The sequence below is a fragment of the Pseudoduganella sp. UC29_106 genome (assembly GCF_044055365.1).
GTDB lineage: Bacteria > Pseudomonadota > Gammaproteobacteria > Burkholderiales > Burkholderiaceae_D > Rugamonas.
In genome coordinates this window covers 3,540,534-3,563,023 of record NZ_CP171977.1, presented here as the reverse complement: position 1 = coordinate 3,563,023, position 22,490 = coordinate 3,540,534, and the positions used below count along the sequence as shown (strand labels likewise).

The following is a 22,490-nucleotide window of genomic DNA, read 5'->3' as shown; positions in this document are numbered from 1 at the left end:
CCCTGATGCAAACCCCACATCGCCATGAAATTCAAAAAAATCGCTGCCGCCTGCACGCTGGCACTGGGCACCCTCACCGCTGCAGGTGCCTTGGCTCAAGCTGCGGAAGGCCATCCAGGATGGCCAGGCGCAGGCCAGCTTTTTGTTGGCACCAACTACCAACCCTTCGACCGTAGCGGCCGCGAGCAGATCGAGCGCGACATCCAGCGCATGAAGCAGGCTGGGATGAGGGTCGTGCGCATGGGCGACCTGGCGTGGGACGCCTTCGAGCCGGCCGAAGGAAAATTCGACTTCAGGCTGTTCGACTGGATCATGGACCGGATGCAGGCCGCCGGCCTGAAGGTCATCATGGACATCCCGGGCCAACCGGCGCCGGTCTGGCTGCACAAGAAATACCCGGGCGTCGACATCGTCACCGAGCGCGGCGCGCGCCTCGATGCGGCTGAACGCTATATGGACGACACCAGCGACCCGCACTACCGGCGCTTGCTGGTGCGCCTGGCCGACACCATGACCAGGCGTTACGCGAAACACCCGGCGCTGTTCGCCATCGGCTACAACAATGAGAGCGGCAACGGCATGGTGTCGTACTCCGAGGCCGACCGCAAGCGTTTCGTCGGCTGGCTGCAGCGCAAGTACGGCACCATCGCGGCGCTGAACAAGGCTTGGGCCACGCAGCGCTGGTCGCGCCACCTTAATACCTGGGACGAGGTGCGCCTGCCGTACATCGATGGCGTTGGGCCATATGAACGCTATCTCGACATGCGGCGCTTCTGGTCCGATCAGACCGTTGAGGTGCTGGGATTGCTGGAAGCGGTACGCAAGAAGAATGTGCCGGACAAACCCGCCATCTCCAATTTGTGGGACAGCGCCGGGCGCAAGGGCTTCGACTACCTGGCCACCTACCGCAGCTATGTGAGCTACGGCGCGATGGGTTTCTACCCCGGCGATCCGCTGAGCGCCGGCTTCGAATCGACGATGATGCGTGCCGGCATGAACGCTCCGATCTGGTTCAACGAATTCACGGCCGGCGGCCCAGGCTACTACGGCACGCCTGGCCGCTCGCGCATGTGGGCGCACTTTGGCCTGCTGATGGGCGCGCAGGCGGTGATGCCGTGGACCTGGCACAGCCACCACGGCGGCGAGGAACAGGCGCTGTTCGGCCTGATCGACCACGACGACCGGCCTTCCTGGAAGCTCGACGAGTTCGCCACCATCGCGCAGGAATTCGGCAGGCTGGAAAAGCTGGGCTTCCCCCGTCTGCAGCAGCCCCAGGTCGCCATCGCCTACTCGTTTGACAATATGATCGCCACCAACTTGCCGAAGGAGGGCATGAACAACACGGTGCGGCCGTACATTAACCCGGGCTACATGAAGCAGGCGCACAACGCCTATGAGCCGCTGTTCAAGGACAATATCGACGTGGCCATTATTCACGTCGGCCACGAAGACCTGAGCCGCTACAAGTTGGTGATCGTGCCCGGCCTGTACCTGCTCGATGCGGCATCGACCGCCAGGCTGCGCAAGTTCGTGTCCGACGGCGGCACGGTCATCATGACCGCACAGTCGGCCAAGGTGAATGACAACAATCAGTGGCACGACACCCCGCTGCCCGGCGGCCTGACCGACGTGTTCGGCTTGCGCACCAACGCCTTCTACAACGCCGGCACGCTGCAGACCACGATAGACGGCACAGAGGTCAAGGCCGAACTGGGCGCCTACGAGGTGCTCGAACCGTCCACCGCCGAGGTGCTGGCAAGCTTCGCCAATGTTGACGGCAAGCCACCCGCCATCACGGCCAACCGCTACGGCAAGGGACGCGCGATCTATGTCGCCACGGCCGCGCATCCGCAGTTCATGCGCCCTTTGTACCGCCAGCTATACGCGAGCCTGGGCATTGCAACGGGGCCGAAGACGCCCGACGGGGTCTACGCGCGTGTTGTGGAAGGCCGTACGCTGTACGTCAACACTACGGGCGAGCCCAAGGACGTAGCGCTGGAGGGCGCCATGCACGGCGTGCTTACCGGGAAACGCTGGCCGGGCGTGCTGCGCCTGGAGCCCCTGGGCGTTGACCTGCTCGAGCAGTGACGTTTCAGGCGGCCACTGGCGCCGCCTGCCGTGCGAAGCATTACTTCCTGGGCGAAAGCCTCAGCATCACGATGTCACGCCCGGGAATCGTCACCTGCAGCGGCGTTGCGGTGGTACCGGCCGCCTTGCCTGCCCACAGGTCGCGTATGTCGTAGGCCGCAACGGAAAAGTCCACGTTGCGGCCGCTGACGTCGTCGCCGATACCGTGCTTGCGCCAGTCATGGGAAATCTTCTTCGGCGTGTCGCTGCGGTTCAGGAAGGCGATGGCCCAGTCGCCGTTCACCAGCGGCCTGGCCCAATACTCGAGGCCAGGCGCCTTGTAGAAGGCGAAGCCCTGGATGCCGAGCGCGTCCTGGTCCACGGCGATGACGTCACGGTTGGCGAGGATGTTCCTGACTTCGGCCGGCATGGAGGGCACGTCGGCGCCGAAGATCAGGGGTGCCGCCAGCATCGCCCACATGCTGAAGTGCGCGCGGTTTTCGCCGGCGCTCGGCAGCAGGCCCACTTCCAGCATGTCCGGATCATTCCACTGGCCCGGCTTGGCATACTTGCGCAACGGCGCCTGCTTGTCGAGGATGTTCAGAACGCCAAGCGACGACCACGAGCCGTGTCCTTCTTCGCATTCCCAGCAATGCGTGATGTCGCCAGTGGTGCGCCACAGGTGGCCGACATTGCCGGCCCATTCCCAGGGCTGGTTGTCGCCCCACTCGCAGATGGAGAAGACCATTGGGCGCCCAGCGGCGTGGAGCGCATCGCGCATCGTGGCGTATGCTTCGCGCGGGTTACGCTGCGCCTTGCCCTCGCCGGTGTTGCACCAGTCATATTTCAGGTAATCGACGCCCCAGCGTGCGTACTGCTGCGCATCCTGGTATTCATGGCCCTGGCTACCCGCACGTCTGCCGCAGGTCTGCGAGCCTGCGTCGGAATAGATGCCGAGCTTGAGGCCGCGCGCATGCACATGGTCGGCCAGAGCCTTGATGCCGGACGGGAAGCGCACCGGGTCGGGCTGGATGAAGCCATCGGCGTCTCGTTGGCCCTGCCAGCAGTCGTCGAGGTTGATGTAGATGTAGCCGGCGTCGCGCAGGCCGCTGCTGACCATGGCATCGGCGGTGTCGCGGATCAGTTTTTCGCTGACATCGCAGCCGAACTTGTTCCAGCTGTTCCAGCCCATCGGCGGCGTATCGGCGATGGCGGGAAATTTTTGCGCGTATGCGGGCAATAGCGCCAGCGAGAACAGGATCGCGGCGACGAATTGCAGGCAGGATCGGGCTTTCATGATACTCCTTGAATCGAGAGGGAAATGTAAAGGAGGGCAGCCGAAGCTGCCCTCGCGGACCGGCCGATTGCCCTTAATTGGAGTAGAGCAGGCCGCGGCCGGTGCCGGAAACGTAGATCCGGCCATAGGTGCTCTGGTCCGCCGCCATCACGCCGATGCCGCCAAACTGGTGGGCGTCGTCGTTGAAGCGGGTCCAGCTCGCACCGGCATCGTCGGAGCGGTATACGCCCCACACGCCGTTGACCGTGCCCACCACGTAGACCGCGGCCGAGTACTTGGCGCCGTTGGCCGCCTTGCCCAGTGCGATCACGCTGGCGCCCTGCAGGCCGGCGCCGGAGGCGAAGTTGTTGAGCTTGCTCCAGCTCGCTCCGGAGTCCAGCGAGTGGTAGACGGTGTTGCCGTCGGCCAGCCAGAGGTCGCCTTCGGCGTTGGGGTTGACCGCCATCGAAGTGGCCCAATAGGCGTTCGGCGCCAGGTTCGCCGCCACCGAGCCCTGGCTGAGTGCGAAGCTATGGCCGCCATCGGCCGAGACGTAGACCTTGCCCGCCGTGGCCCACGCTGCTCCGCCTGAATCGTAGGCATAGACCTTGTTCGGGTTCTTGCGGTCGGCGGCCAGGCGGTAGCCGCGGTCCCAGCCCTGGCCGACGACGGCAAGCGCCGGCAGGTTGGTCGAGGTCCAGCTCGCGCCGCTGTTGGTGGTGTAGGACGGCACCGAGTTGGCCGGCGCCCACACCACGTTGTTGCGCGATGGGACGACCATATTGCCTGCGGAGCCAGTGTTGGCCTGGGCGCCGGCGGGCAGGGCCGCGAAGTTCGACCAGGTCTTGCCGCCGTCGCCGGACCAGAAGCCAAAGCCGCCCGCGCCGGACCAGTTGGCCACGCCGGCGCCGGCGATATAGAGCGGATCGGACCATGCCATGTCGGCGGAGTTGCCGTTGCTCCAGTTGGGCGTGGGGCCCAGGGTGGGCTTGCTGGCCAGGTCGGTTTGCAGCCAGGTACCGATGTCGCCGGCACTGTTAATGAACTTGTACGGCGCGCCGGCCGGCGCCGCGGTCAGGGCCAGGGTGGCGGTCTCCTCGATATTGCTGATTGCGCCGTTCCAGCTTGGGGTGGCAGCGGAAGCATTCCTGGTTTCCACGATGCCGCCGCCGTGCACGTGCAGGATGTGGTCGCGGTTGGAGGGATCGATCTCGACATCGTCGACCCAGCCCGAGGTGGTTTCCCCCGGCATGGTCGCTTCGATTTCGCGCCAGGTTTTGCCACCGTCATCGGACAGTTGCACGATCTGCTGGCCGTTCCAGCTGCCCCAGGAGTTGGTCACGCCCAGCGCAATGCGGGCGGTGGCGCCACTGCCTTGCACGGACACGCCGCCGAGGCCAAAGTTGGTTCCGCCATTCGGGTCTTCGCTCTTGAGCAGGGTCCAGTTGCTGCCGTCGAACTTGTAGAAGCGGCCCGGGCCGCCGGCGCCGGGACCCGCATCTTTGGTAAATACGACATAGAACATGCCGTCCGCAGCACGCGTCATGTGCGGGATATGGTAGCCGGACACCGGCGTCGCCACCGGCGCCCACGTTGCGCCGCCATCCGCGGACTTGTACATGTTCGCGCTCAGGCCCGCCGCGCTGGCGTAGTCCGGCGCGATGGCGGCATAGATGGTCTGAGTGGCCGTTCCGCTGCCCTTGGTCCCCGTGTCGTACACCACCAGTTCGACGCCCATTGCGCTGCCGCCAACGGCATTGACCTGATCCTGGGTCATCCTGGCCGATGCCAGCGATGTCACCTGGGCCCAGGTCTTGCCCGCGTCGGCGCTCTTCCAGAGGCCGGCCGTGCGCGAGCCGTAGAACAGGGTAGAGGGCTTGTTCGGATCGACCATAAGGCGTTCGCCCATGGCGCGGCCGCTATTGTTGCCGCCGATCGGGAATGGCAAGTCCACGTATGCCCAGTGGTCGCCGCGGTCGCTCGAAATATACAGGCGGCCGTTACCTTCAAACGTGTACATGCCGGTCGCCATGTAGGCCAGCTGGTCGTTGTTCGGATCGAGGGCAATGCTTTCGATGCCGTGGTATTTGCTCTCGGCTGCGCCGAAACCCAGGCCGTCGGTGAGCGGTGTCCAGGACGAGGTGGCCTGGTTCCAGCGATAGGCGCCCCCGATGTCGGTGCGCGCATACAGAAGGTTGGCGGTGGTCGGATGGAAAATCAGTCCGGTGACGTAGCCGCCGCCGCCCCATTTCACACTACTCCAGGTGGTGGCCTTGCTGCCCGGCGCGCTGTTGGCGTTGCCGGTGCTGCCAGTATCCGGTGCGCTGCCGGTTCCGGGCGTGCCGCCGGCGCCGTTTGAGGTCGATGTGTTGCCGGCGCTGCTCGGTGCGGCAGTACTGCCTGTGCCGGCTGTGCCGCCTGAGCCGCCGCCACAGCCGGCGGCGAGGCCCGCTGCGATGATCGACAGGACGATCGTCCTCATTTTGAGTTTCTTCATACGGTCCCCTCCAGATAGTGTAATTGCCGCCAAATGGATTGTGGGAGTGGCCGCATATCCTGGCAATTCCAAAGATCGCCAACGCCTTGAATGAAATTTCACAGCGGCTTGGCCAAGGCGCCGTGATTATGAAAATCACCGAACCCGGCAACAATTTAATCGAAGCTGCATTCCGTTCGTATCCAGGCCGGATTCGCGGTGTTAGCATCGGCCGCACGATAAGAAACCATAAGGAGTCAGACGGATGAAGCACCTGCAGCACATTTGCCTCGCAGCCTTGGGCGCTGCCTGCCTAACGCAAACCGTGGCGATGGCCGCCACGCCTGCAAAACCTGGCGCGCGTCAGGTCGTGCTTGACGTCGCCAAGGCGGAGCAGCCGCTGGACCGCTTCTTTGACCTGTCGGTCGGTTCCGATTACCCGGGCACCCTGCGGCGCGACGACAGCATGGCCCAGTTGAAGACCCTGGTCGACGAAACGGGCTTCCGCTACATCCGCTTCCACGCGATTTTCCACGATGTCCTGCAAACGGTGAAGAAGGAAAACGGCAAGCTGGTCTATGACTGGACCGGCATCGACAAGCTGTACGACGACCTGCTGGCGCGCAAGATCAAGCCTTTCGTCGAACTGGGCTTCACGCCGAAGGCGCTGGCCACGTCGGACTTGAAGATCTTCTATTGGGAAGGCTATACCTCGCACCCTGAGCTGGAAGGCTGGCGCGACCTCATCACTGCGTTCGTCACCCATTGCCAGCAACGCTATGGCAAGGAAGAGGTGCGCAGCTGGTTCTTCGAAGTGTGGAACGAGCCGAACCTGGACGGGTTCTGGGAGGGCGGCGACCAGAAGGCGTATTTCGAGCTGTACGACGTGACCGCAAAGGCGATCAAGGCGATCGACCCGGCCTTGCGCGTCGGCGGACCTTCCACGGCCGGCGCGGCCTGGGTGCCGGAATTCCTCGATCATGTATCGAAGAGCGGCGCGGCGGTCGACTTCGTGACCACTCACACCTATGGCGTGGATAGCGGCTTCCTGGACGAGAAGGGCGTTGAGGACACCAAACTGTCGCCTTCACCGGATGCCATCATCGCCGACGTGCGCAAGGTGCGCGATCAGATCTCGGCGTCGAAGTATCCGCATCTGCCGCTGTATTTCACCGAATGGAGCACCAGCTACAATCCGCGCGACAGGGTGCACGATTCCTATATCGGCGCAGCCTACATCCTGAGCAAGCTGAAGGGTACGAAGGGCCTGGTGCAGGGCATGAGCTACTGGACCTACACCGATCTGTTCGAAGAACCGGGACCCCAGAAGAAGCCGTTTGAAGGCGGCTTCGGCCTGATGAACCCGCAGGGCGTGCGCAAGGCGCCTTATTTCTCGTACAAATACCTGCACGCCTTGAGTGGCAAGGAGATTCCGGCGCAGGATGGACAGGTGATGGCAGCCAGCGACGGCCTGGCCGTGCGCGCCGTGGCCTGGGACTTCCAGCAGCCGCAGCAACCGGTCAGCAACCGTTCGTTCTACACCAGGGTGCTGCCGGCGACGCCGTCCGTGCCGCTGGCGTTCTCGATCCGCCATGCCAAACCTGGCAAGTACCGCCTGCAGGTGCGCCGCACCGGCTTCCGTGCCAATGACGCCCACACGGCCTATATCGAGATGGGCATGCCGGACAAGCTTACGCCGGCGCAACTGGATAAACTCACGGCCTTGACCAAGGACGCGCCGGAGACGGAGCGCGAGGTCAGCATCGGCAAGTCGGGTGTCTATGCGCTGACCGTGCCGATGCGCAGCAATGACGTGGTGCTGGTGACGCTGGAGCCGATCGGGAAACGCTAGCGCGATGGCGGGCGCGCCCGTCAGGCCTTCCGCTCCCGGACGATGCCGCGGTACACGAGGTAGGTCGCCACCAGGCTGATGGCGCCCGCGCCTGCCAGCCAGTAGCCTGGGGCAGCCTTGTCGCCGCTGGCTTCGATCAGCCAGGTGGACAGCAGCGGCGTCAGTCCGCCGAACATCGCCGTCGCCAGGCTGTAGGCCAGCGAGAAGCCAGTCGTCCGTACCTGGGCGGGGATAATCTCCGTCAGCGCGACGATGGTGGCGCCGTTATAGCTGCCGTACAGGAACGACAGCCATAATTCAATCATCACCATATTGGCAAAGCTCGGGTTGGCGATCAGCCACGACAGCGCTGGGTAGGCCGTCAGCGCCACCAGCGCCGAACAGGCAGCCATCACGGGCCAGCGCCCGATCCGGTCCGACAGGGCGCCCATGATGGGCAGCCAGATGAAATTCGACAGTCCGACACACAGCGTCACGAGCAGGCTGTCCTCGGTGCTCAGCTTGAGGACGTTCTTGCCGAACGTGGGCGTGTACACCGTAATCATGTAGAACGCGACAGTCGTCAGCACGACCAGCATGGCGCCGACGGTGACCAGGGGCCAGTTGCGGGCGATCGTCTGCATCATCTGGCGGAAGGTCGGATGCGTCTTCTGCGCCAGGTAGGCTTCGGTTTCCTGCAAGGAGCGGCGGATGTAGAACACCACAGGAATGATCGAACAGCCAATGAAGAACGGAATGCGCCAGCCCCAGTCGGCGATCATGTCCTTGGCGAACGCATGGTTGAGCGCATAGCCCAGCGCGGCGGAAAAGATGATGGCCACTTGCTGGCTGGCCGACTGCCAGCTGACGTAGAATCCCTTGTTGCCCGGGGTTGCCATTTCCGACAAGTAGACCGACACGCCACCCAGCTCCACGCCGGCCGAAAAGCCCTGCAGCAGGCGGCCGATCAGCACCAGCAGCGGCGCCAGCAGGCCGATGCTGGCATAGCCAGGAACGAAGGCAATCAGTGCGGTACCCGAGGCCATGATCCCGAGGGTCAGCACCAAACCTTTGCGACGGCCAATGCGGTCGATATAGCTACCCAGGAAGATAGCGCCGAGCGGGCGCATGAAGAAGCCGGCGCCGAAGGTGGCAAACGTCATCATCAGCGCCGCATATTCGCTCGTGGCGGGAAAGAAGGCGGCAGCGATCTGCTGCGCATAAAAACCGAACAGGAAGAAATCATACATTTCGATGAAGTTCCCGCTGGTGACGCGGATGACCGTGCCGAGCCTGGACGTGCGGCGCACCGGTACGGTTTCGGCAGGAGCAGCCGAAACGCCGGCGCTGATGGTGGAGTAGCTTGTCATAATGACCTCTCAGGAAAAACCACCGGCGCACTGCGCCGGCTTGAAGATAGTATTCAGTGCTGCGTCGTTACCGGTTCCAGGCCCGATGCCTCGATGGCTGCCGCGTTGGCGGGCGATGCCAGGAAGCGCAAGAGCTGGCGCGCGGCCTCCGGGTGGCTGGAGCCGCGCACAACCGCGCCGGAGAACTCCGTCCTGAGCTGAACTTCCTCAGGGAGCAGGCCGACGATGTCAATGCCGTGTACCGGTTTCAGCTCGCTGCGCTGCTGGCATCCGAAATCGGCCTCGCCTTGCGCGATAATCTCGCCCACCGGGGTGGCGGGAATCTGTGCGGCCTTGCCTTCCATCGCCTGCTTGATGCCAAGCTTCTCCAGCAGTTGCCGCTTGATATACTCGCCGCTGGCACTGTCGGAATAGGCCACGTGGGATGCGTGCAGGAAGGCCTGGCGCAATCCTTCGACTGTGCTGATATCCGGCTTCGCCGCGCCATGCCTGACGGCGCAGGCGATCGGGGAGTTGGCCAGAACGACCTTGCTGCCCGGTTCGAGCTTTCCTTCGGCCATCAGTTTGTCGAGGGCGTCGCCGACCATGATGACCACGTCGATAGGCTCGCCACGCGCGAGCCGCGCCGGGATGGCATTCTTGGTCGTTCCCATCGATGGTCCCCATGCGGACAGCAGACGGTCGCCGCTCGCCTGTTCGTATGGGGCGGCACAGGTCTTTGTAAGCCTGCGCAAAGCCGCCCGAGCTGACGACGTGGAGGTCGGCTGCGTGCGCAGTGGCAGCGAGCGCGAGCGCCGCGAACACCGACAGCGCCTTCGTTTTTAAGTGATGTGGACGCATAGCGATTCCCTTTTGAGCGTTAAAACTTGTGCATGAGGCCTAGTGTCAGGCCGCTGCCGTGGCGGCCGTTCGGGCGCGACGCGGTCAGTCCAGCCGCATCGCCGCGCCAGACGGTGTAATCGGCTTCGGCATAGGCCGTGGTGCGCGGCGCCAGCGTCTTTTCGAGGAAAAGAAAGCCGCGGTCAAAACCGTCGTCGACGAAGCCCGTGGCTTCGCGCCGCACGCTGTACCAGGCCGTGGTGACAAGCAGGCCAGGACGGGCCTCTCGGCTCACGCCTGCCGACAGCACGCGCTGGCGTACCGTTTTGTCCGCTCCCGTGTCGGCCTTGTTGCGCGCGGCGTTTGCCTTGAATTCCCAGCCGGCGATGCGGAATGCTGCGCCCAGCGTCCAGGCATTGAGCGGTAGGTCCTCCTTGCTGCGGAATTGCGTGGTGGCGCCGGAAACGACCCAGTCCGGGCGCTGGTAGGCCAGCGCGACACCATGACTTGACGAGGCTGATGAATCGCCGGGCACTTCGCCGAAGGACCAGGCGGCGCGCGCTTGCCACGGCCCTGAGTTGGCGGTGTATTTGACGGTATTGTCGAGGCGGTAGAAATTGTCGGCGTAGCCGCTGGGACCGTACTGGCGGCCAAATGCATGCGTGCCAAAGGCGGTATTGCTGAGCCCTGCCACGTTGATGTTGGGATTGAATGAGGCGTAGCGTTTGCCGATTGGGTCGACGGGAACGAGTGCGTCGGACAGCAGGTTGGTCTGACGTCCTGCGGCCAGGGTGCCGTACGGTGTTTGAGTCCGACCCATGCCAGGCGGTCGAACAGGCGATCACTCTTGGCCGAAGCGCCAGTGTCGGCATTGATGCCGCCCTCCAGGCGAACCAGCGCGGCCCAGCCGCCACCGAGTGCCTCTTTGCCCTTGAAGCCCCAGCGGCTGGTCTGGTTCACGCCGCTGCTGACTGCAGTGGTATGGCCGGGCAGGGTGGGCGCATTGTTTGCGCTAAGGTCGCTGGTGGCGCGCACGCCGACATCGACGATGCCGTAAAGGTCGATGCCTGACTGTGCCAGGCAGGGGCCGCTCGCCATGAGCAGTGCGGTAAGGGCGCAGGAATGGCGCACAATGTCTCCTTTTGGGTGCCTTCTTGATGAGGCTGAATGTTCAGTGGATGAATCATCCCCCAAATGGCATAATTTGATAATTGCAATTTTCCAGCGTATTAATGCATCATGCGCATCAATTACGATCTCCACGACTTGCAGGCCTTCGTCGCCGTTGCAGAACGCGCCAGTTTCCGCCAGGCCGCAAGCGACCTGTTCCTGTCGCAATCAGCGCTGAGCCGGCGGATTGAAAAGCTGGAAGAGGGCCTTGGCGTCAAGCTGTTCGAGCGCACTACGCGCCGCGTGCAGTTGACCAATGTGGGGCAAACCTTCCTCGTCAATGTCCGGACCGCGCTCGACGGTTTGGAGGACGCTGTGCTGGGTGTCGCCGACCTCGCGGCGCACCGGACGGGCACGGTGACCCTTGCGTGCGTGCCGTCTGCCGTCTGGCATTTCCTCCCCGAGGTGTTGAAGCAGTTCAGTGAACGCTTTCCGCGCATCCGGGTGCGCGTCCACGACGAAAGCGCGCAGGACGTGCTGAACCTGGTCCTGGCGGGGGAGGCGGATTTCGGGATCAATTTCACCGGCGCGGAAGACGCGGAAATCGTCTTCGAACCGATTTATGAGGAGCGCTATGTGCTGGCCATGCGGAGCGATCACCCCTTAGCGCGCCGCAAGAAGCTGAACTGGAAGGACACGGTGGGCGAACGGTATATTTCGGTCGCCAAGTCGAGCGGCAACCGCAGCGTCATCGACGCCGCGCTGGCGGGCGTCGAGAAGCATCCGCTCATCTTTTGCGAGGTCAATCACGTATCCGGCGTGCTGGCGCTGGTCGAGGCGGGCATGGGCGTCGCCGCGGTGCCGGGTTTGTCCGTCCTGCCTGGGCGGCCGGATACGATCGTTGGTGTGCCTCTCGTGAATCCAGCGATCCATCGGACACTGGGCTTGATCAGCAAGCGCAATCACGCCATGGCGCCTGCGGCGCGCACGTTGTTCGAGATGCTCTCGAAAGCACTGATCCGCGAGCGGGCGCCTCGTTCCAGGTAGCAGCCATCCAGTCGCTACTGCGCTTGCCTGTTATTTAGCGTATAGGGCCAGGGCGGGAGCGAATATATTGGTACTGGTTCCCAAGCGCGCAGCATATCGCCGCTCCGGGTTCAGTCTGGCACCCGCCAATGCAATAGCAGGTCCTGCTCCGACAGCCTGTCCACTTGGGTGCCGAACTGCCGTCCCTCCCGGTTCAGCGTGGCCATCAGCCATCGAACCCCCGGCTCGGGCGCGGAGTTCGCGCGAAAATGCCGGATCTGGGTGGGCGTCATCGCAAAGCGGGTGAGCCTGCCCGCATCCAGGGTGGGGAAATACATCAAGGCCAGGTCGCCACGGAATTGTTCATGGCCGCCAATCCCTTCGTAATCGTTAAGAAAGTCTCCGCAACCGTAAAGAATGGGCTTATCGCGGTAGACCTCAATGCCTTTCACGTGGTGGGAAGAATGGCCGTATACCACGTCGACCGCGGCCAATTCAATCAGGCCGTGCGCGAATTTCTGCTGTTGCGCGGATATACCGAAGCCCCAGTTTCCGCCCCAATGAAGGGATATCACCACCAGGTCGCCAGCCTGTTTCGCTGCGCGCACCTGCCGCGCAATGGTCCCCAGGCTGTGTGCCGTAAGGTCGGGCAGGAAATTCACGCCCGGCCGGGCCGGACCCGCGCTCCATTCCGGCGGCACGCCGCTGTCTTCCGTGGCACAAGCAAAAACCAGTACCCGCCCCTTGCCGGGTACATCCAGGACGGCCGGCGCGGCCGCTTCATCGGCATTGAGACCGGCGCCGGCCGTGGCGATGCCGGCTTGATGCAGTCTGTCGAGCGTCTCCTTCAGGCCCTGATAACCCCAGTCCATCACATGATTGTTGGCGAGCGCGCAGCAGTTGATGCCAACAGCAGTGAGGCAGGGGACATTATCGGGGTGCATGCGGTAGTGGATGCCTTTGTGGGGCCATGCATGCTCGCTGGTGGTCACTGCGGTTTCCAGATTGATGATGCGTAAGTCTGGCGCCACGCGCTGCAAGGTATTCCTCGCATCACCCCAGACGTAGACAAAGTCCACTGGTCGTCGGATTGGGCCGCTCGCCGCCTCGGCGAGTTGCACATATTCCAGTGCAGAGCGAACCCAGGGTTCGAAGAGGCCGGGCTTTCCGGGGTGTAAAAGAATCTGGTCGATGCCTCGGCCAGTCATCACGTCGCCACATATGAAGAGCGTGATGCCGCGTGAGGGTTGTGCCGATTGCATGAGCATCCTCCTTCTTCGGAGTCCCGCAAAAATGGACTCGCTTCGTGGCGAGCGGCTCTTTCGTCCACACAAACGGGAACGGCCCTGCCTTCCGCCAAAGTCCACAAATCGCCGATAGCACACAAATTGACCGTATCGGCCCGCAGGCGCGCATTACCATGATACGGCAGGGCATGCCGGCATCGACAATTGGCACTCTTTCCACTTGGTGACCAAGGGTATCGACGCCGCGGTCTGCCTGCCATCGTCCTGTGTCCGGTGTGCGACGCCGCGATCCCGGGGAAAATAACAATTTTTTACGCGGGAAACTTCAAATTCCCGCCATTCACCTTAAATCCAAAAATAGTATTACAGCGTGTTTCTTGCGCAAAAAAATATACATCCACGAAAGTTTGGAAGGCCAGGCACGTCGGAGATTGTCGGAATGTCGTTAGGCTTGATCCGCGATGGCCCACCTGACAATTCGTCGAGTCAAAACGATCGGGTAATGGGAGCGTTTGCCGGAAGATGGCGCGCAATGAGGTGACTATTGGATAGATTCACTGCCCGTCTCTTATGTGATCATCGTATCTGCCCGGAATGATTGCGCGCCCGGCGAGGGCGCGGCATCCGTTGTTTCGGCTGGCATATCCCCGTCATACAGGTGCGTAATCAAGTGCGCTATGCCTGTTGTCGCTGATTGTCGGCTATCTATTGAACGCTAGCGGTGGGATGAGCTCAGGTTACATGGGCTGCGTCACCTTTACTTTGTCGTCCTGATCCAGGAAGTCGAGCATCCATGGCATACGTTCGTGAATCATCGAATCTTGTGCTCCTGTGCCGAAGTGGGCAGCGGCTGTATGCGTTGCCGCTGGTTCACGTCCAGGAAATCATGCGCGCACTGCCTGTCGACCCGGTGCCTGCCATGCCGGACTTCCTGCTGGGTTTGACCCTGATGCGCGGAGCGGCCGTGCCGGTCGTGGATTGTGCGCGCCTGGTCGGCGCAGGCCCGTCGGCACAGGGGGAGCGTTATGTGGCCTTGGCTTTAGGCGAGCGCAGGCTGGCGCTTGCGGTAGACGACGTCGTCGGCGTGCGCCTGTTATCGGCCGCCATGCTGGCCGATGCCGCCCCCCTGCTGGATAGCGCCGATGCTGGACTGGTGCAGGCCATTGCCACCCAGGACTCTGAATTGCTGATGGTGCTGCAAGCCAGCCGGCTGGTGCCGGACTCCCTGTGGGAAGTGCTGGCGGCTCGGGAGGACAGGGCATGATGCAGGAACTGCTGCCGACCGAAGTGGCTCAATTCCGCGACATGATCGAAGCCAGGTTGGGACTGCAGTTCGACGACACCAAGCTGGGCCATCTGGCGAGGGTGCTGGCCATGCGGATCACCAGCGACGGTGCGGCGTATCTGTCGCGCCTGGCTGCGGAACCCGCATCAGCGCCCGCCTGGCATCGCTTGGCAGCCGACCTGACCGTCACTGAAACTTATTTTTACCGTAGTGCCGAGCAGATTCAGGCCTATGCCGAATTGGCGGCGCCGGCTTGCCAGCAAGCGCGCAGTCATGGCGAGCCGGTGCGCGTGCTATCGGTCGGCTGCGCCTCGGGCGAGGAACCCTACACGCTGGCGATCGCCGCGCGCGAGGCGGAGGGGCTGGGGCCGCATAGTGTAGAGATCCGCGCCATTGACGCCAATCCTGTCATGCTGGCGAAAGCAGCTCGTGCGCGCTATACGTCATGGTCGCTGCGCGAACTGCGTCCTGAGTTGCTCGGCCGTTGGTTTACGCGGGATGGCGAGCTGCACGTGCTAAGCGACGCCGTGCGCCGGGCGGTCATATTCGAGCAGCGCAACCTGGCGTTGGATGATGCCGAACTGTGGGCTCCGGGCCGCTACGATATCGTGTTCTGCCGCAATCTGCTGATGTACTTCAGTCCAGCGCAGGCGCGGGCTGCGGTGGCCCGGATTGCGACGGGCCTGGCTCCGGGCGGCTACCTGTTCCTGGGGCATGCGGAAACCCTGCGCGGCTTGTCGAATGACTTCCATTTGTGCCAGAGCCATGGCACCTTCTATTACAAGCGCAAACCGGGCGGCGGTGAGCCGGCACTGGGACTCGCGCCAGGTCCCTTGCCTTGGCGCGGCGCAGCGGTGCGTCCTGTGCAGATGGACGATCCAGCTTGGTGGGGCGGTGTGATCACCCGTGCGACCCAGCGTATTCATTCACTGGCGGTGACGATGCCGGCGAGGCAGGCGAACCGTACGGCGCCGGCGCAACCCGACTTGCATCAGGCGCTGCTTTCCCTGCGCCAGGAACAGTTCGCGCAGAGCCTGGCCCAGATCGGACAGCTGCCGCCTGAACACGCCGACGACCCGGAAGTGCTGCTGCTGAAGGCCGTCTCGCTCAGCCAGAGTGGCGCATTGGTGCCGGCGCAGCAGGTTTGCCGCCAACTGTTGGAGCGCGACGACCTGCATGCCGGCGCCTATTATGTGTTGGCGCTGTGCCGCGAAGGGAGTGGCGACTTCGATGCGGCGCTGAAGCATTATCGCAGCGCGGCCTACCTCGATCCCGGATTCGCGTTGGCACGCCTGCATATCGGTGTGCTGGAACGACGCAGGGGCGAAGCCGAGGCGGCGCGGCGCGATCTGGCCCAGGCCTTGCTGCTGCTGGAACATGAAGATCCTGCGCGCTTATTGCTGTTTGGCGGTGGCTTCCCGCGCAGCGCCCTGATCGGGTTGTGCCGGGCCGAGCTGGCAGCTTTTGGAGCGGCGGCATGACAGCAACCCCATCTGCGACAACACCAGTTCGCAGCGCACGCACCCTGCGCGAGCAGTTCGACCGTTCTTTCGCGCTGGCGCCGACGCCGCCGGCCGCCGGTAGCGTCAACTTCCTGCTGATACGCGTCGGCAGCGAACGACATGCAATCCGCTTGACCGACATCAGCGGCTTGCATGTCGATCGGCGCATCACGGCACTGCCCAGTGCCATGCCAGAGTTGCTGGGCGTTACTGGTTTCCGGGGCCTGATCGTGCCCGTCTACCAGCTGGCCGCGTTACTGGGCCAGCGCGGCGTGGCCGCGCCGCGCTGGTTGGTACTGCTGCGGGCCAGCGCGCCGCTGGCGTTGGCCTTCGATACTTTCGAGACCCATATCTGTGCCACGGCCCAGCAGGTGATCGTGGCGGCCGACGGTAACGCTGGCGCGCCGGCTTGCGAGGCGGTGCGTATCGAAGACGGCGTGGTGCCGGTGCTGCAGTTCGTTTACTGGCTGAACAGATCGAACGGCGCACGGCGCGCTCACCGCGGGGGCAGCATGGCTAAAGATCCTTACCGCTATTTTCGCATCGAGGCGCGCGAGCTGGTCGACCAACTGAGCAAGGGCATACTTGAGCTGGAGCAGGGCGGAGATGGTGCGGAGCAGCTCGGGCTAATGCTGCGCTGGGCGCACACGCTGAAGGGGGCGGCACGGGTAGTGCGCCAGGTGGAGATCGCCGACCTGATCCATGGCATGGAAGAGGTGCTGGCACCGCTACGCAGCGGGCCCCAGCGTCTGTCGCGTGGCATGGTTGACCAACTGCTGGCCACACTCGACCAGGTCAGCATGCGCCTGGCCCAGTTGCCGCAGGCCGTAGCCGAGGCCACGGTCCCGGCCACAGCGTCCGCGCCGGAGCAGCGGCTCGATGCGCCGCTGCGTGTTGTCCGTGCCGACGTGTTGGAAGTAGACGTGCTGCTGGAGGGACTGGGCGAAATCGGCAACGAACTGGCGGGCATGCGGCGCGCGATTGGCACACTGGATGCCGTGCGCAAACTGGCGCTGGCGGTGGGCCAGCCGGCGCCGCATGGCGCACGCGCCCTGGTCGAACAGCTGGGTGCGTTGGAGCGCAGCCTGGCCGGCGGCGCCGAGCGCATCGATCGCGAGCTGCGCCAGACCCGCGACGCTGGCGAGCGCCTGCGCCTGATTCCGGTGGCCAGCATCTTCAGCACCCTGGAGCGCTGTGCGCGTGATGCCGCCCACAGCAGCGGCAAGCTTGTCGGGTTCGAGGCGCGCTGTGGCCAGTTGCGCATCGATGGCGAAGTGCTCGACGCGGTGTTGGGCGCCTTGTTGCAGATGGTACGCAACGCGGTAGCGCATGGTATCGAAACGCCGGCCGAGCGCAGCGCTGCCGGCAAGGCGCCGGCTGGGCGCGTCACGCTGGATGTGAGCCGGCGCGGCGACATGGCCTGGTTCCGTTGCCATGACGATGGCCGCGGCGTGGACCTGGGCGCGTTGCGGCGCTTGCTGATCCAGGGCGGTCGCCCGGTGCCCGCTGATGACGCCGGCCTGCTGGCGCTGCTGCTGGAAGGCGGCATCAGCACCAGCAGCGTGGTCACCGAGTTGTCGGGGCGCGGCATCGGCATGGACGTGGCGCGCGCTGCGATGGCGCAATTGGGCGGCAAAGCCTATGCCAGCACCAGCGCCGGCGACGGCACCACGTTCGAGTTGTGCGTGCCGCTGTCGCTGGCGGCCCTGGATGTGCTGCTGGTCGAGGCCGACGGGCAGGCCAGGGCACTGCCGCTGGATGCGGTGTGCGGTACGCTGCGGGTGCCGTTCGAGCAGGTGGTGCAGACGGCGGATGGCGGCGCGATCGTCTATGAAGAACAATTGCTGCCGCTGTTGCCGCTTACGCTGGGCGGGCGTGGCACGCATCAGTGGACGCCACGCGCCATGACGGCCGTGGTGATCCGCAGCCAGGGGCAACTGCTGGCGTTGGCCGCTGAGCGCCTGGCGGGGATCGACAACGTGGTGCTGCGCGCCTTGCCGCCGTTGTTGGCGGTGGAGCCGATAGTGCTAGGCTTGTATCTGGATAGCGAAGGCGAGCCGCGCATGGTGCTGGATCCGGAAGAATTGGGCGCGGCATTGGTGCGGCAGCGCGGCGGCGCCGAAGTCACGGCTCTGCCCGCCTTGCCGATCCTGATTGTGGACGACTCGCTCACTACCCGCATGCTGGAGAGCAGTATCCTGGAATCGGCCGGCTACCAGGTGGCGCTGGCCGCGTCGGCCGAGGAGGGCCTGGAGCTGGCGCGGCTTTGCCGTTACGCACTGTTCCTGGTCGACGTCGAAATGCCGGGCATGGACGGCTTCGGCTTCATCGCCGCCGTGCGCGCCGATCCGCAGTTGAGCCAGATCCCGGCCCTGCTGGTGACTTCGCTCGATACGCCGGCGCACCGGCAGCGCGGCAGCGCGGTGGGCGCCAACGGCTATATCGTCAAAAACGAATTCGATCAGACTGCGTTCCTGGCGCAGATCGGGGAACTGGTGCAGCGATGACGCGATTGCGCATACTGGTGGTGGAAGATTCGCTCACGGTGCGCATGCATCTGTGCGAGCTGCTGGCGGCCGACCCGGCGTTTGAAGTGGTCGGCACGGCCGAAGATGGCAAGGAAGCCATCGAGTTGTGCCATGCGCTGCGGCCGGACGTGATCTCGCTCGACATGATGATGCCGGTCATGAGCGGCCTGGCCGCCACCGAATACATCATGGCCTATTGTCCGACCCCGATCCTGGTGGTCTCGTCGTCGGTCAACCGTGGCGAGCTGTTCCGCACGTACGATGCCCTGGCGGCCGGTGCACTGGATGTCATCGAGAAGCCGCGGCCGGAGCAGCAGGGCTGGGACGGACACTACCTGGCCATGCTTAAGCTGGTGGCGCGGATCAGGGTGGTCACCCACCTGCGCGGACGGCGCATCGCCCCGCCGCCGGCGCGGGAACTGCCGGCAGCGCTGGCTTCGGCGCAACGGCTGCGCCTGGTGGCGTTGGGGGCATCGACCGGCGGACCGCGTGCCCTGGTCGACGTGCTGGGCGCGCTGCCGGCCGATTTCCCGCTGCCGCTGCTGGTGGTCATCCACATCGCAGAGCCGTTTGGCAGCGCTTTCGCCGAATGGCTGAACGACCATTGTGCGCTGGAAGTGCGGCTGGCACAGGATGATCAGCCGCTGCCAGCCCGCGGCGTGGTATTGGCGCGCCCCGATCTGCATCTGCAACTGCGGGGCCGGCGGCTGGTCTGCGAGCGTGGACCGGCGCATTTGTCGTGCCGGCCCTCGGTCGATGTCCTGTTCGAATCGCTGGCGCAGGAGTGCGGGCCGGCGGCTGCTGCGGTGCTCTTGACCGGCATGGGCCAGGATGGCGCGCGCGGGCTGCTGGCGTTGCGCGCAGCTGGTGCGACCACTATCGCCCAGGACGAGAGCAGTTGCGTGGTCTATGGCATGCCGCGCGAGGCCGCCATGCTGGGCGCGGCCCAGCGCATCTTGCCGCTGGCCGAGATCGGCCCGGCGCTGGCTGCGCTGGCGTACCACGAGTCTGGGGGCAGGCCATGACGGCCTCGGTGCTGATCATCGATGACAGTTTGACGGTGCGCGCCGACTTGGAGGAGGCGTTCGCCGGATGCCAGATCGGGACCGTGGCTTGTGCCACCCTGGCTGAAGCCGATGCCGTGATGGCGGAGCAGGCGGTCGACCTGGTGATCCTGGATGTCATGCTGCCCGATGGCGACGGCATCGACTGGCTGAGAACGGTGCGTACCAGCGCCGCCGGGGTGCGCTTGCCCGTCCTGATACTGTCAAACGAAGCACAGGTCAGCGACCGGGTGCGCGGCATGCTGACGGGCTCCAACGATTACCTCGGTAAGCCCTACGACCGCGATCGTCTGCTGGCGCGTGCGCTGCAGTTGCTCGCGGACGCAGGCCCGGCACCGGACTTGCGGCCCCTGGTGCTGGTGATCGACGACAGCCTGACCTACCGCGAGCAGCTGGCGGAGTTACTGCGTGAGCAGGGCTACCAGGTGGCACTGGCCGATTCCGGCGAAGCCGGCTTGCGCGCGATGGCGCTAAAGCGGCCCACAGCGGTGCTGGTGGACAGCCTGCTGCCGGGCATCGACGGCGCCGAGGTAATCCACAAGCTGCGTCTGGACCCCGCATTGCGCACCGTCCCTTGCATCTTATTGACCGGCGCCGATGGCGATGGCGCCGAACTCCACGCGCTCGACTCCGGCGCCGACGCGTTCGTCCGCAAGGATGGCGACACCGGCTTGTTGCTGGCGCGGCTGGCGGCCGTGTTGCGCAACGTGGAGCACGCCGGCCGGTTTGCGGCGCCCTTGCACGGTGGGCAGCGCATCCTGGCCGTGGACGACAGCCCAACCTATTTATACGGGTTGGCCGAGGTGCTGCGTGCCGAGGGCTACGAGGTCATCCTGGCCGAGTCGGGTGAGCAGGCATTGGCCCTGACGGCGGTACAGCAGGTCGATTGCGTCCTGCTCGATCGCCAGATGCCCGGCCTGTCCGGCACCGAAACCTGCCGCCGCCTGAAGGGCGACGCCGCCACCCGCGATATCCCCTTGATCTTGCTGACGGCGATGGAGGAGCGGGAAGCGATGATCGAAGGCCTGGCAACCGGGGCCGACGACTACGTGCTCAAGTCGAGCGATTTCGATGTGCTCAAGGCGCGGCTGCGGGCCCAATTGCGACGCAAGCAATTTGAGGACGAGAGCCGTCGCATCCGGGTAGAGCTGATGAACAAGGAGCTGGAGGCGGCTGAGATGCGCGCCGCCCGCGCGCTGGTTGAGAGCCGTGCCGAGCTGCTGACCATACTTGAACAAAAGAATCATGACTTGGAGCTGGCTGTGTGTGCGCTGGAGGAGCGCCAGGCTGAAGTCGACGAGAAGAACCGCCAGTTGGAACAGGCCAGCCGGCTCAAGTCAGAATTCCTGTCGAATATGTCCCATGAACTGCGCACGCCGCTGAACGCCATCATCGGTTTTTCGGATGTGCTGGCGGGCGGTCTGGCTGGTCCGCTCAGCCCCAAGCAGCGCACCTGCGTTGGGCACGTACTGGCGAGCGGACGCCACCTGCTCGGGCTGATCAACGACATTCTCGACTTGTCCAAGGTGGAAGCGGGCCAGATGCAGCTGGGGCTGGAGTATATCGACGTCAACGCCGTGCTACGGGCCAGTCTGTCGATTGTGCAGGATGGCGCGGCCCGGCGCAGCATCGATCTCACCTTCGTTCCCTGTTCTGAACTGGAACAGGTTCAGGTCGATCTGCGCCGGTTTCGCCAGATGGTGTACAACCTGCTGTCGAACGCGGTGAAGTTCAGCCGCGACGGCGGGCAGGTGAGCTTGTCGCTCCATCGGGCACAGCGCGCGACGGTGGGCTACGCCCCGGACCCGGTGCGGGCGAGCCGCATGTTACCGCTGCCGCCTGGTGTCGCGATCGATTTCCTCGAGGTCCGGGTGTGTGACGGCGGTGTTGGCATTGCCGCCGACGATTTGTCGGTGCTGTTCCAGAGTTTCCGTCAAATCGATGCTTCCAGCTCGCGCGAGCACGAGGGCAGCGGCCTGGGCCTGGCGCTGGTGAGCCGGTTAGCGGAACTGCATGGCGGCACCGTCGGTGTCAGCAGCGCGCCTGGCCAGGGCTCCCGGTTTTCGGTCTGGCTGCCGCTGTCGGCGGACACTGGCGCGGTAGCGCCGACATCGGCGGCGCGGCGGGTGCTGGTGATCGAGGACGACGAACACGCCGCTCAGCTATTGCGGGTCCATCTGGAGAGCATAGGGTTGGCGGTGAGCTGCGCCCACGACGCCGTCTCGGCCCTGGCCATGGCACGCCAGGAAGTGCCGGACCTGATCACACTTGATCTGCTGCTGCCGGATGCCAGCGGCTGGGCGGTGTTGGACGAGATCAAAAGCAATCGCCGGTTGGAAGGGGTGCCGGTGGTCATCGTCTCCATCGTGGCCGAAGAGATGAAAGCCTGTGTGCTGGGAGCGGCTCAGATTCTCCAAAAGCCGGTTTCGCATGACAGCCTGCGCGATGCCGTGTATGCGCTGGGACTGGGCAGCGAGCGGGCGCTGGCGCCCAGCGTGCTGATCATCGATGATGCGGCCACCACCGCGCGGCTGAGTGCGGACCTGGCAGCATTGAACTACAGAGTGCGGTGTTTTACCGACGGGGCTGGCGCGCTGGCGGCGGTGGGAGACATGACGGTCGACTTGCTCATCATCGGCCTGGTGCTGTCCGATATCAGCGGCTTTGAGGTGATCAGTGCATTGCGCAAGCGTGGCGCCGGGGCCGACCTGCCGATTCTGGTGCTGAGCGATCGAACCGTCGGCGAGAACGACAAGCAGCGCTTGAACGGACAGGTGCTGCGCATTATGGAAAAAGGCAGCTTTAACCGCCAACAATTCCTGTTCGAGGTTCGTCGTGCTTTGCAGCAGCGCGGCAGCGGGCCGCTGTCGTGACAATGATCGGGCGAGG

General features: G+C 64.4%; 12 protein-coding genes and 2 pseudogenes. 8 read left to right on the top strand and 6 right to left on the bottom strand.

Annotated features, from left to right (window positions below; all coding sequences use genetic code 11):
- Positions 1-24 precede the first annotated feature (24 nt).
- Positions 25-2,088, top strand: coding sequence for a beta-galactosidase (locus tag ACHMW6_RS17995; RefSeq protein ID WP_395408432.1), 2,064 nt, complete (start codon positions 25-27; stop codon positions 2,086-2,088).
- A 40-nt stretch (positions 2,089-2,128) separates the two neighbouring features.
- Here ACHMW6_RS17995 and ACHMW6_RS17990 read toward each other — a convergent pair whose 3' ends face one another.
- On the bottom strand, positions 2,129-3,364 hold the full coding sequence (locus ACHMW6_RS17990) for a glycoside hydrolase family 27 protein (protein ID WP_395408431.1): 1,236 nt from the start codon (positions 3,362-3,364) through the stop codon (positions 2,129-2,131).
- Between the two features lie 73 nt (positions 3,365-3,437).
- On the bottom strand, positions 3,438-5,840 hold the full coding sequence (locus ACHMW6_RS17985) for a WD40/YVTN/BNR-like repeat-containing protein (RefSeq protein WP_395408430.1): 2,403 nt from the start codon (positions 5,838-5,840) through the stop codon (positions 3,438-3,440).
- Positions 5,841-6,084: 244 nt separating this feature from the next.
- Between ACHMW6_RS17985 and ACHMW6_RS17980 the strand changes: the two genes are divergently transcribed.
- Positions 6,085-7,671 carry a beta-xylosidase gene (locus ACHMW6_RS17980; protein ID WP_395408429.1) on the top strand — a complete coding sequence of 529 codons (1,587 nt, stop codon included), beginning with the start codon at positions 6,085-6,087 and terminating at the stop codon, positions 7,669-7,671.
- A gap of 20 nt (positions 7,672-7,691) precedes the next feature.
- Here ACHMW6_RS17980 and ACHMW6_RS17975 read toward each other — a convergent pair whose 3' ends face one another.
- The 3 genes and pseudogenes from ACHMW6_RS17975 to ACHMW6_RS17965 form a co-directional block, all read right to left on the bottom strand.
- Positions 7,692-9,020 (bottom strand): MFS transporter, encoded by a 1,329-nt coding sequence (locus ACHMW6_RS17975; RefSeq protein ID WP_395408428.1) that lies wholly within the window; start codon positions 9,018-9,020, stop codon positions 7,692-7,694.
- Between the two features lie 53 nt (positions 9,021-9,073).
- Positions 9,074-9,860 (bottom strand): annotated as a pseudogene (locus tag ACHMW6_RS17970) (substrate-binding domain-containing protein).
- Between the two features lie 19 nt (positions 9,861-9,879).
- Positions 9,880-10,937: pseudogene (locus tag ACHMW6_RS17965) on the bottom strand (porin).
- Positions 10,938-11,078: 141 nt separating this feature from the next.
- Between ACHMW6_RS17965 and ACHMW6_RS17960 the strand changes: the two are divergent.
- Positions 11,079-11,996 carry a LysR substrate-binding domain-containing protein gene (locus ACHMW6_RS17960; RefSeq protein WP_395408427.1) on the top strand — a complete coding sequence of 306 codons (918 nt, stop codon included), beginning with the start codon at positions 11,079-11,081 and terminating at the stop codon, positions 11,994-11,996.
- A 110-nt stretch (positions 11,997-12,106) separates the two neighbouring features.
- Here the strand turns inward: ACHMW6_RS17960 and ACHMW6_RS17955 are convergent, their stop codons facing one another.
- Positions 12,107-13,243 (bottom strand): CapA family protein, encoded by a 1,137-nt coding sequence (locus ACHMW6_RS17955; RefSeq protein ID WP_395408426.1) that lies wholly within the window; start codon positions 13,241-13,243, stop codon positions 12,107-12,109.
- Between the two features lie 772 nt (positions 13,244-14,015).
- Between ACHMW6_RS17955 and ACHMW6_RS17950 the strand changes: the two genes are divergently transcribed.
- Genes ACHMW6_RS17950 through ACHMW6_RS17930 form a run of 5 tightly spaced genes read left to right on the top strand, consistent with a single transcriptional unit; the run spans position 14,016 to position 22,474 of the window.
- Complete coding sequence (locus ACHMW6_RS17950) at positions 14,016-14,486, top strand: chemotaxis protein CheW (protein ID WP_395408425.1); 471 nt, start codon at positions 14,016-14,018, stop codon at positions 14,484-14,486.
- Positions 14,483-15,988, top strand: coding sequence for a CheR family methyltransferase (locus ACHMW6_RS17945; protein ID WP_395408424.1), 1,506 nt, complete (start codon positions 14,483-14,485; stop codon positions 15,986-15,988). Before ACHMW6_RS17950 ends, ACHMW6_RS17945 begins: the two co-directional genes overlap by 4 nt.
- Positions 15,985-18,516: a chemotaxis protein CheW gene (locus ACHMW6_RS17940; protein WP_395408423.1), complete on the top strand. Its 2,532-nt coding sequence runs from the start codon at positions 15,985-15,987 to the stop codon at positions 18,514-18,516. Before ACHMW6_RS17945 ends, ACHMW6_RS17940 begins: the two co-directional genes overlap by 4 nt.
- The gene (gene cheB / locus ACHMW6_RS17935; protein WP_395408422.1) at positions 18,513-19,562 is read left to right on the top strand and encodes a chemotaxis-specific protein-glutamate methyltransferase CheB; all 1,050 of its coding nucleotides are present in this window, start codon (positions 18,513-18,515) and stop codon (positions 19,560-19,562) included. Before ACHMW6_RS17940 ends, cheB begins: the two co-directional genes overlap by 4 nt.
- On the top strand, positions 19,559-22,474 hold the full coding sequence (locus ACHMW6_RS17930) for a response regulator (protein ID WP_395408421.1): 2,916 nt from the start codon (positions 19,559-19,561) through the stop codon (positions 22,472-22,474). The genes cheB and ACHMW6_RS17930 overlap by 4 nt, the downstream gene beginning before the upstream one ends.
- Positions 22,475-22,490 lie beyond the last annotated feature (16 nt).

What these genes read in the sequence shown, in the direction of transcription:
- ACHMW6_RS17995 (WP_395408432.1), top strand. Translation starts at nt 25, where the DNA reads ATGAAATTCAAAAAAATCGCTGCCGCCTGCACGCTGGCACTGGGCACC.
- cheB (WP_395408422.1), top strand. Translation starts at nt 18,513, where the DNA reads ATGACGCGATTGCGCATACTGGTGGTGGAAGATTCGCTCACGGTGCGC.
- ACHMW6_RS17980 (WP_395408429.1), top strand. Translation starts at nt 6,085, where the DNA reads ATGAAGCACCTGCAGCACATTTGCCTCGCAGCCTTGGGCGCTGCCTGC.
- ACHMW6_RS17975 (WP_395408428.1), bottom strand. Translation starts at nt 9,020, where the DNA reads ATGACAAGCTACTCCACCATCAGCGCCGGCGTTTCGGCTGCTCCTGCC.
- ACHMW6_RS17960 (WP_395408427.1), top strand. Translation starts at nt 11,079, where the DNA reads ATGCGCATCAATTACGATCTCCACGACTTGCAGGCCTTCGTCGCCGTT.
- ACHMW6_RS17950 (WP_395408425.1), top strand. Translation starts at nt 14,016, where the DNA reads ATGGCATACGTTCGTGAATCATCGAATCTTGTGCTCCTGTGCCGAAGT.
- ACHMW6_RS17955 (WP_395408426.1), bottom strand. Translation starts at nt 13,243, where the DNA reads ATGCTCATGCAATCGGCACAACCCTCACGCGGCATCACGCTCTTCATA.
- ACHMW6_RS17945 (WP_395408424.1), top strand. Translation starts at nt 14,483, where the DNA reads ATGATGCAGGAACTGCTGCCGACCGAAGTGGCTCAATTCCGCGACATG.
- ACHMW6_RS17985 (WP_395408430.1), bottom strand. Translation starts at nt 5,840, where the DNA reads ATGAAGAAACTCAAAATGAGGACGATCGTCCTGTCGATCATCGCAGCG.
- ACHMW6_RS17940 (WP_395408423.1), top strand. Translation starts at nt 15,985, where the DNA reads ATGACAGCAACCCCATCTGCGACAACACCAGTTCGCAGCGCACGCACC.
- ACHMW6_RS17930 (WP_395408421.1), top strand. Translation starts at nt 19,559, where the DNA reads ATGACGGCCTCGGTGCTGATCATCGATGACAGTTTGACGGTGCGCGCC.
- ACHMW6_RS17990 (WP_395408431.1), bottom strand. Translation starts at nt 3,364, where the DNA reads ATGAAAGCCCGATCCTGCCTGCAATTCGTCGCCGCGATCCTGTTCTCG.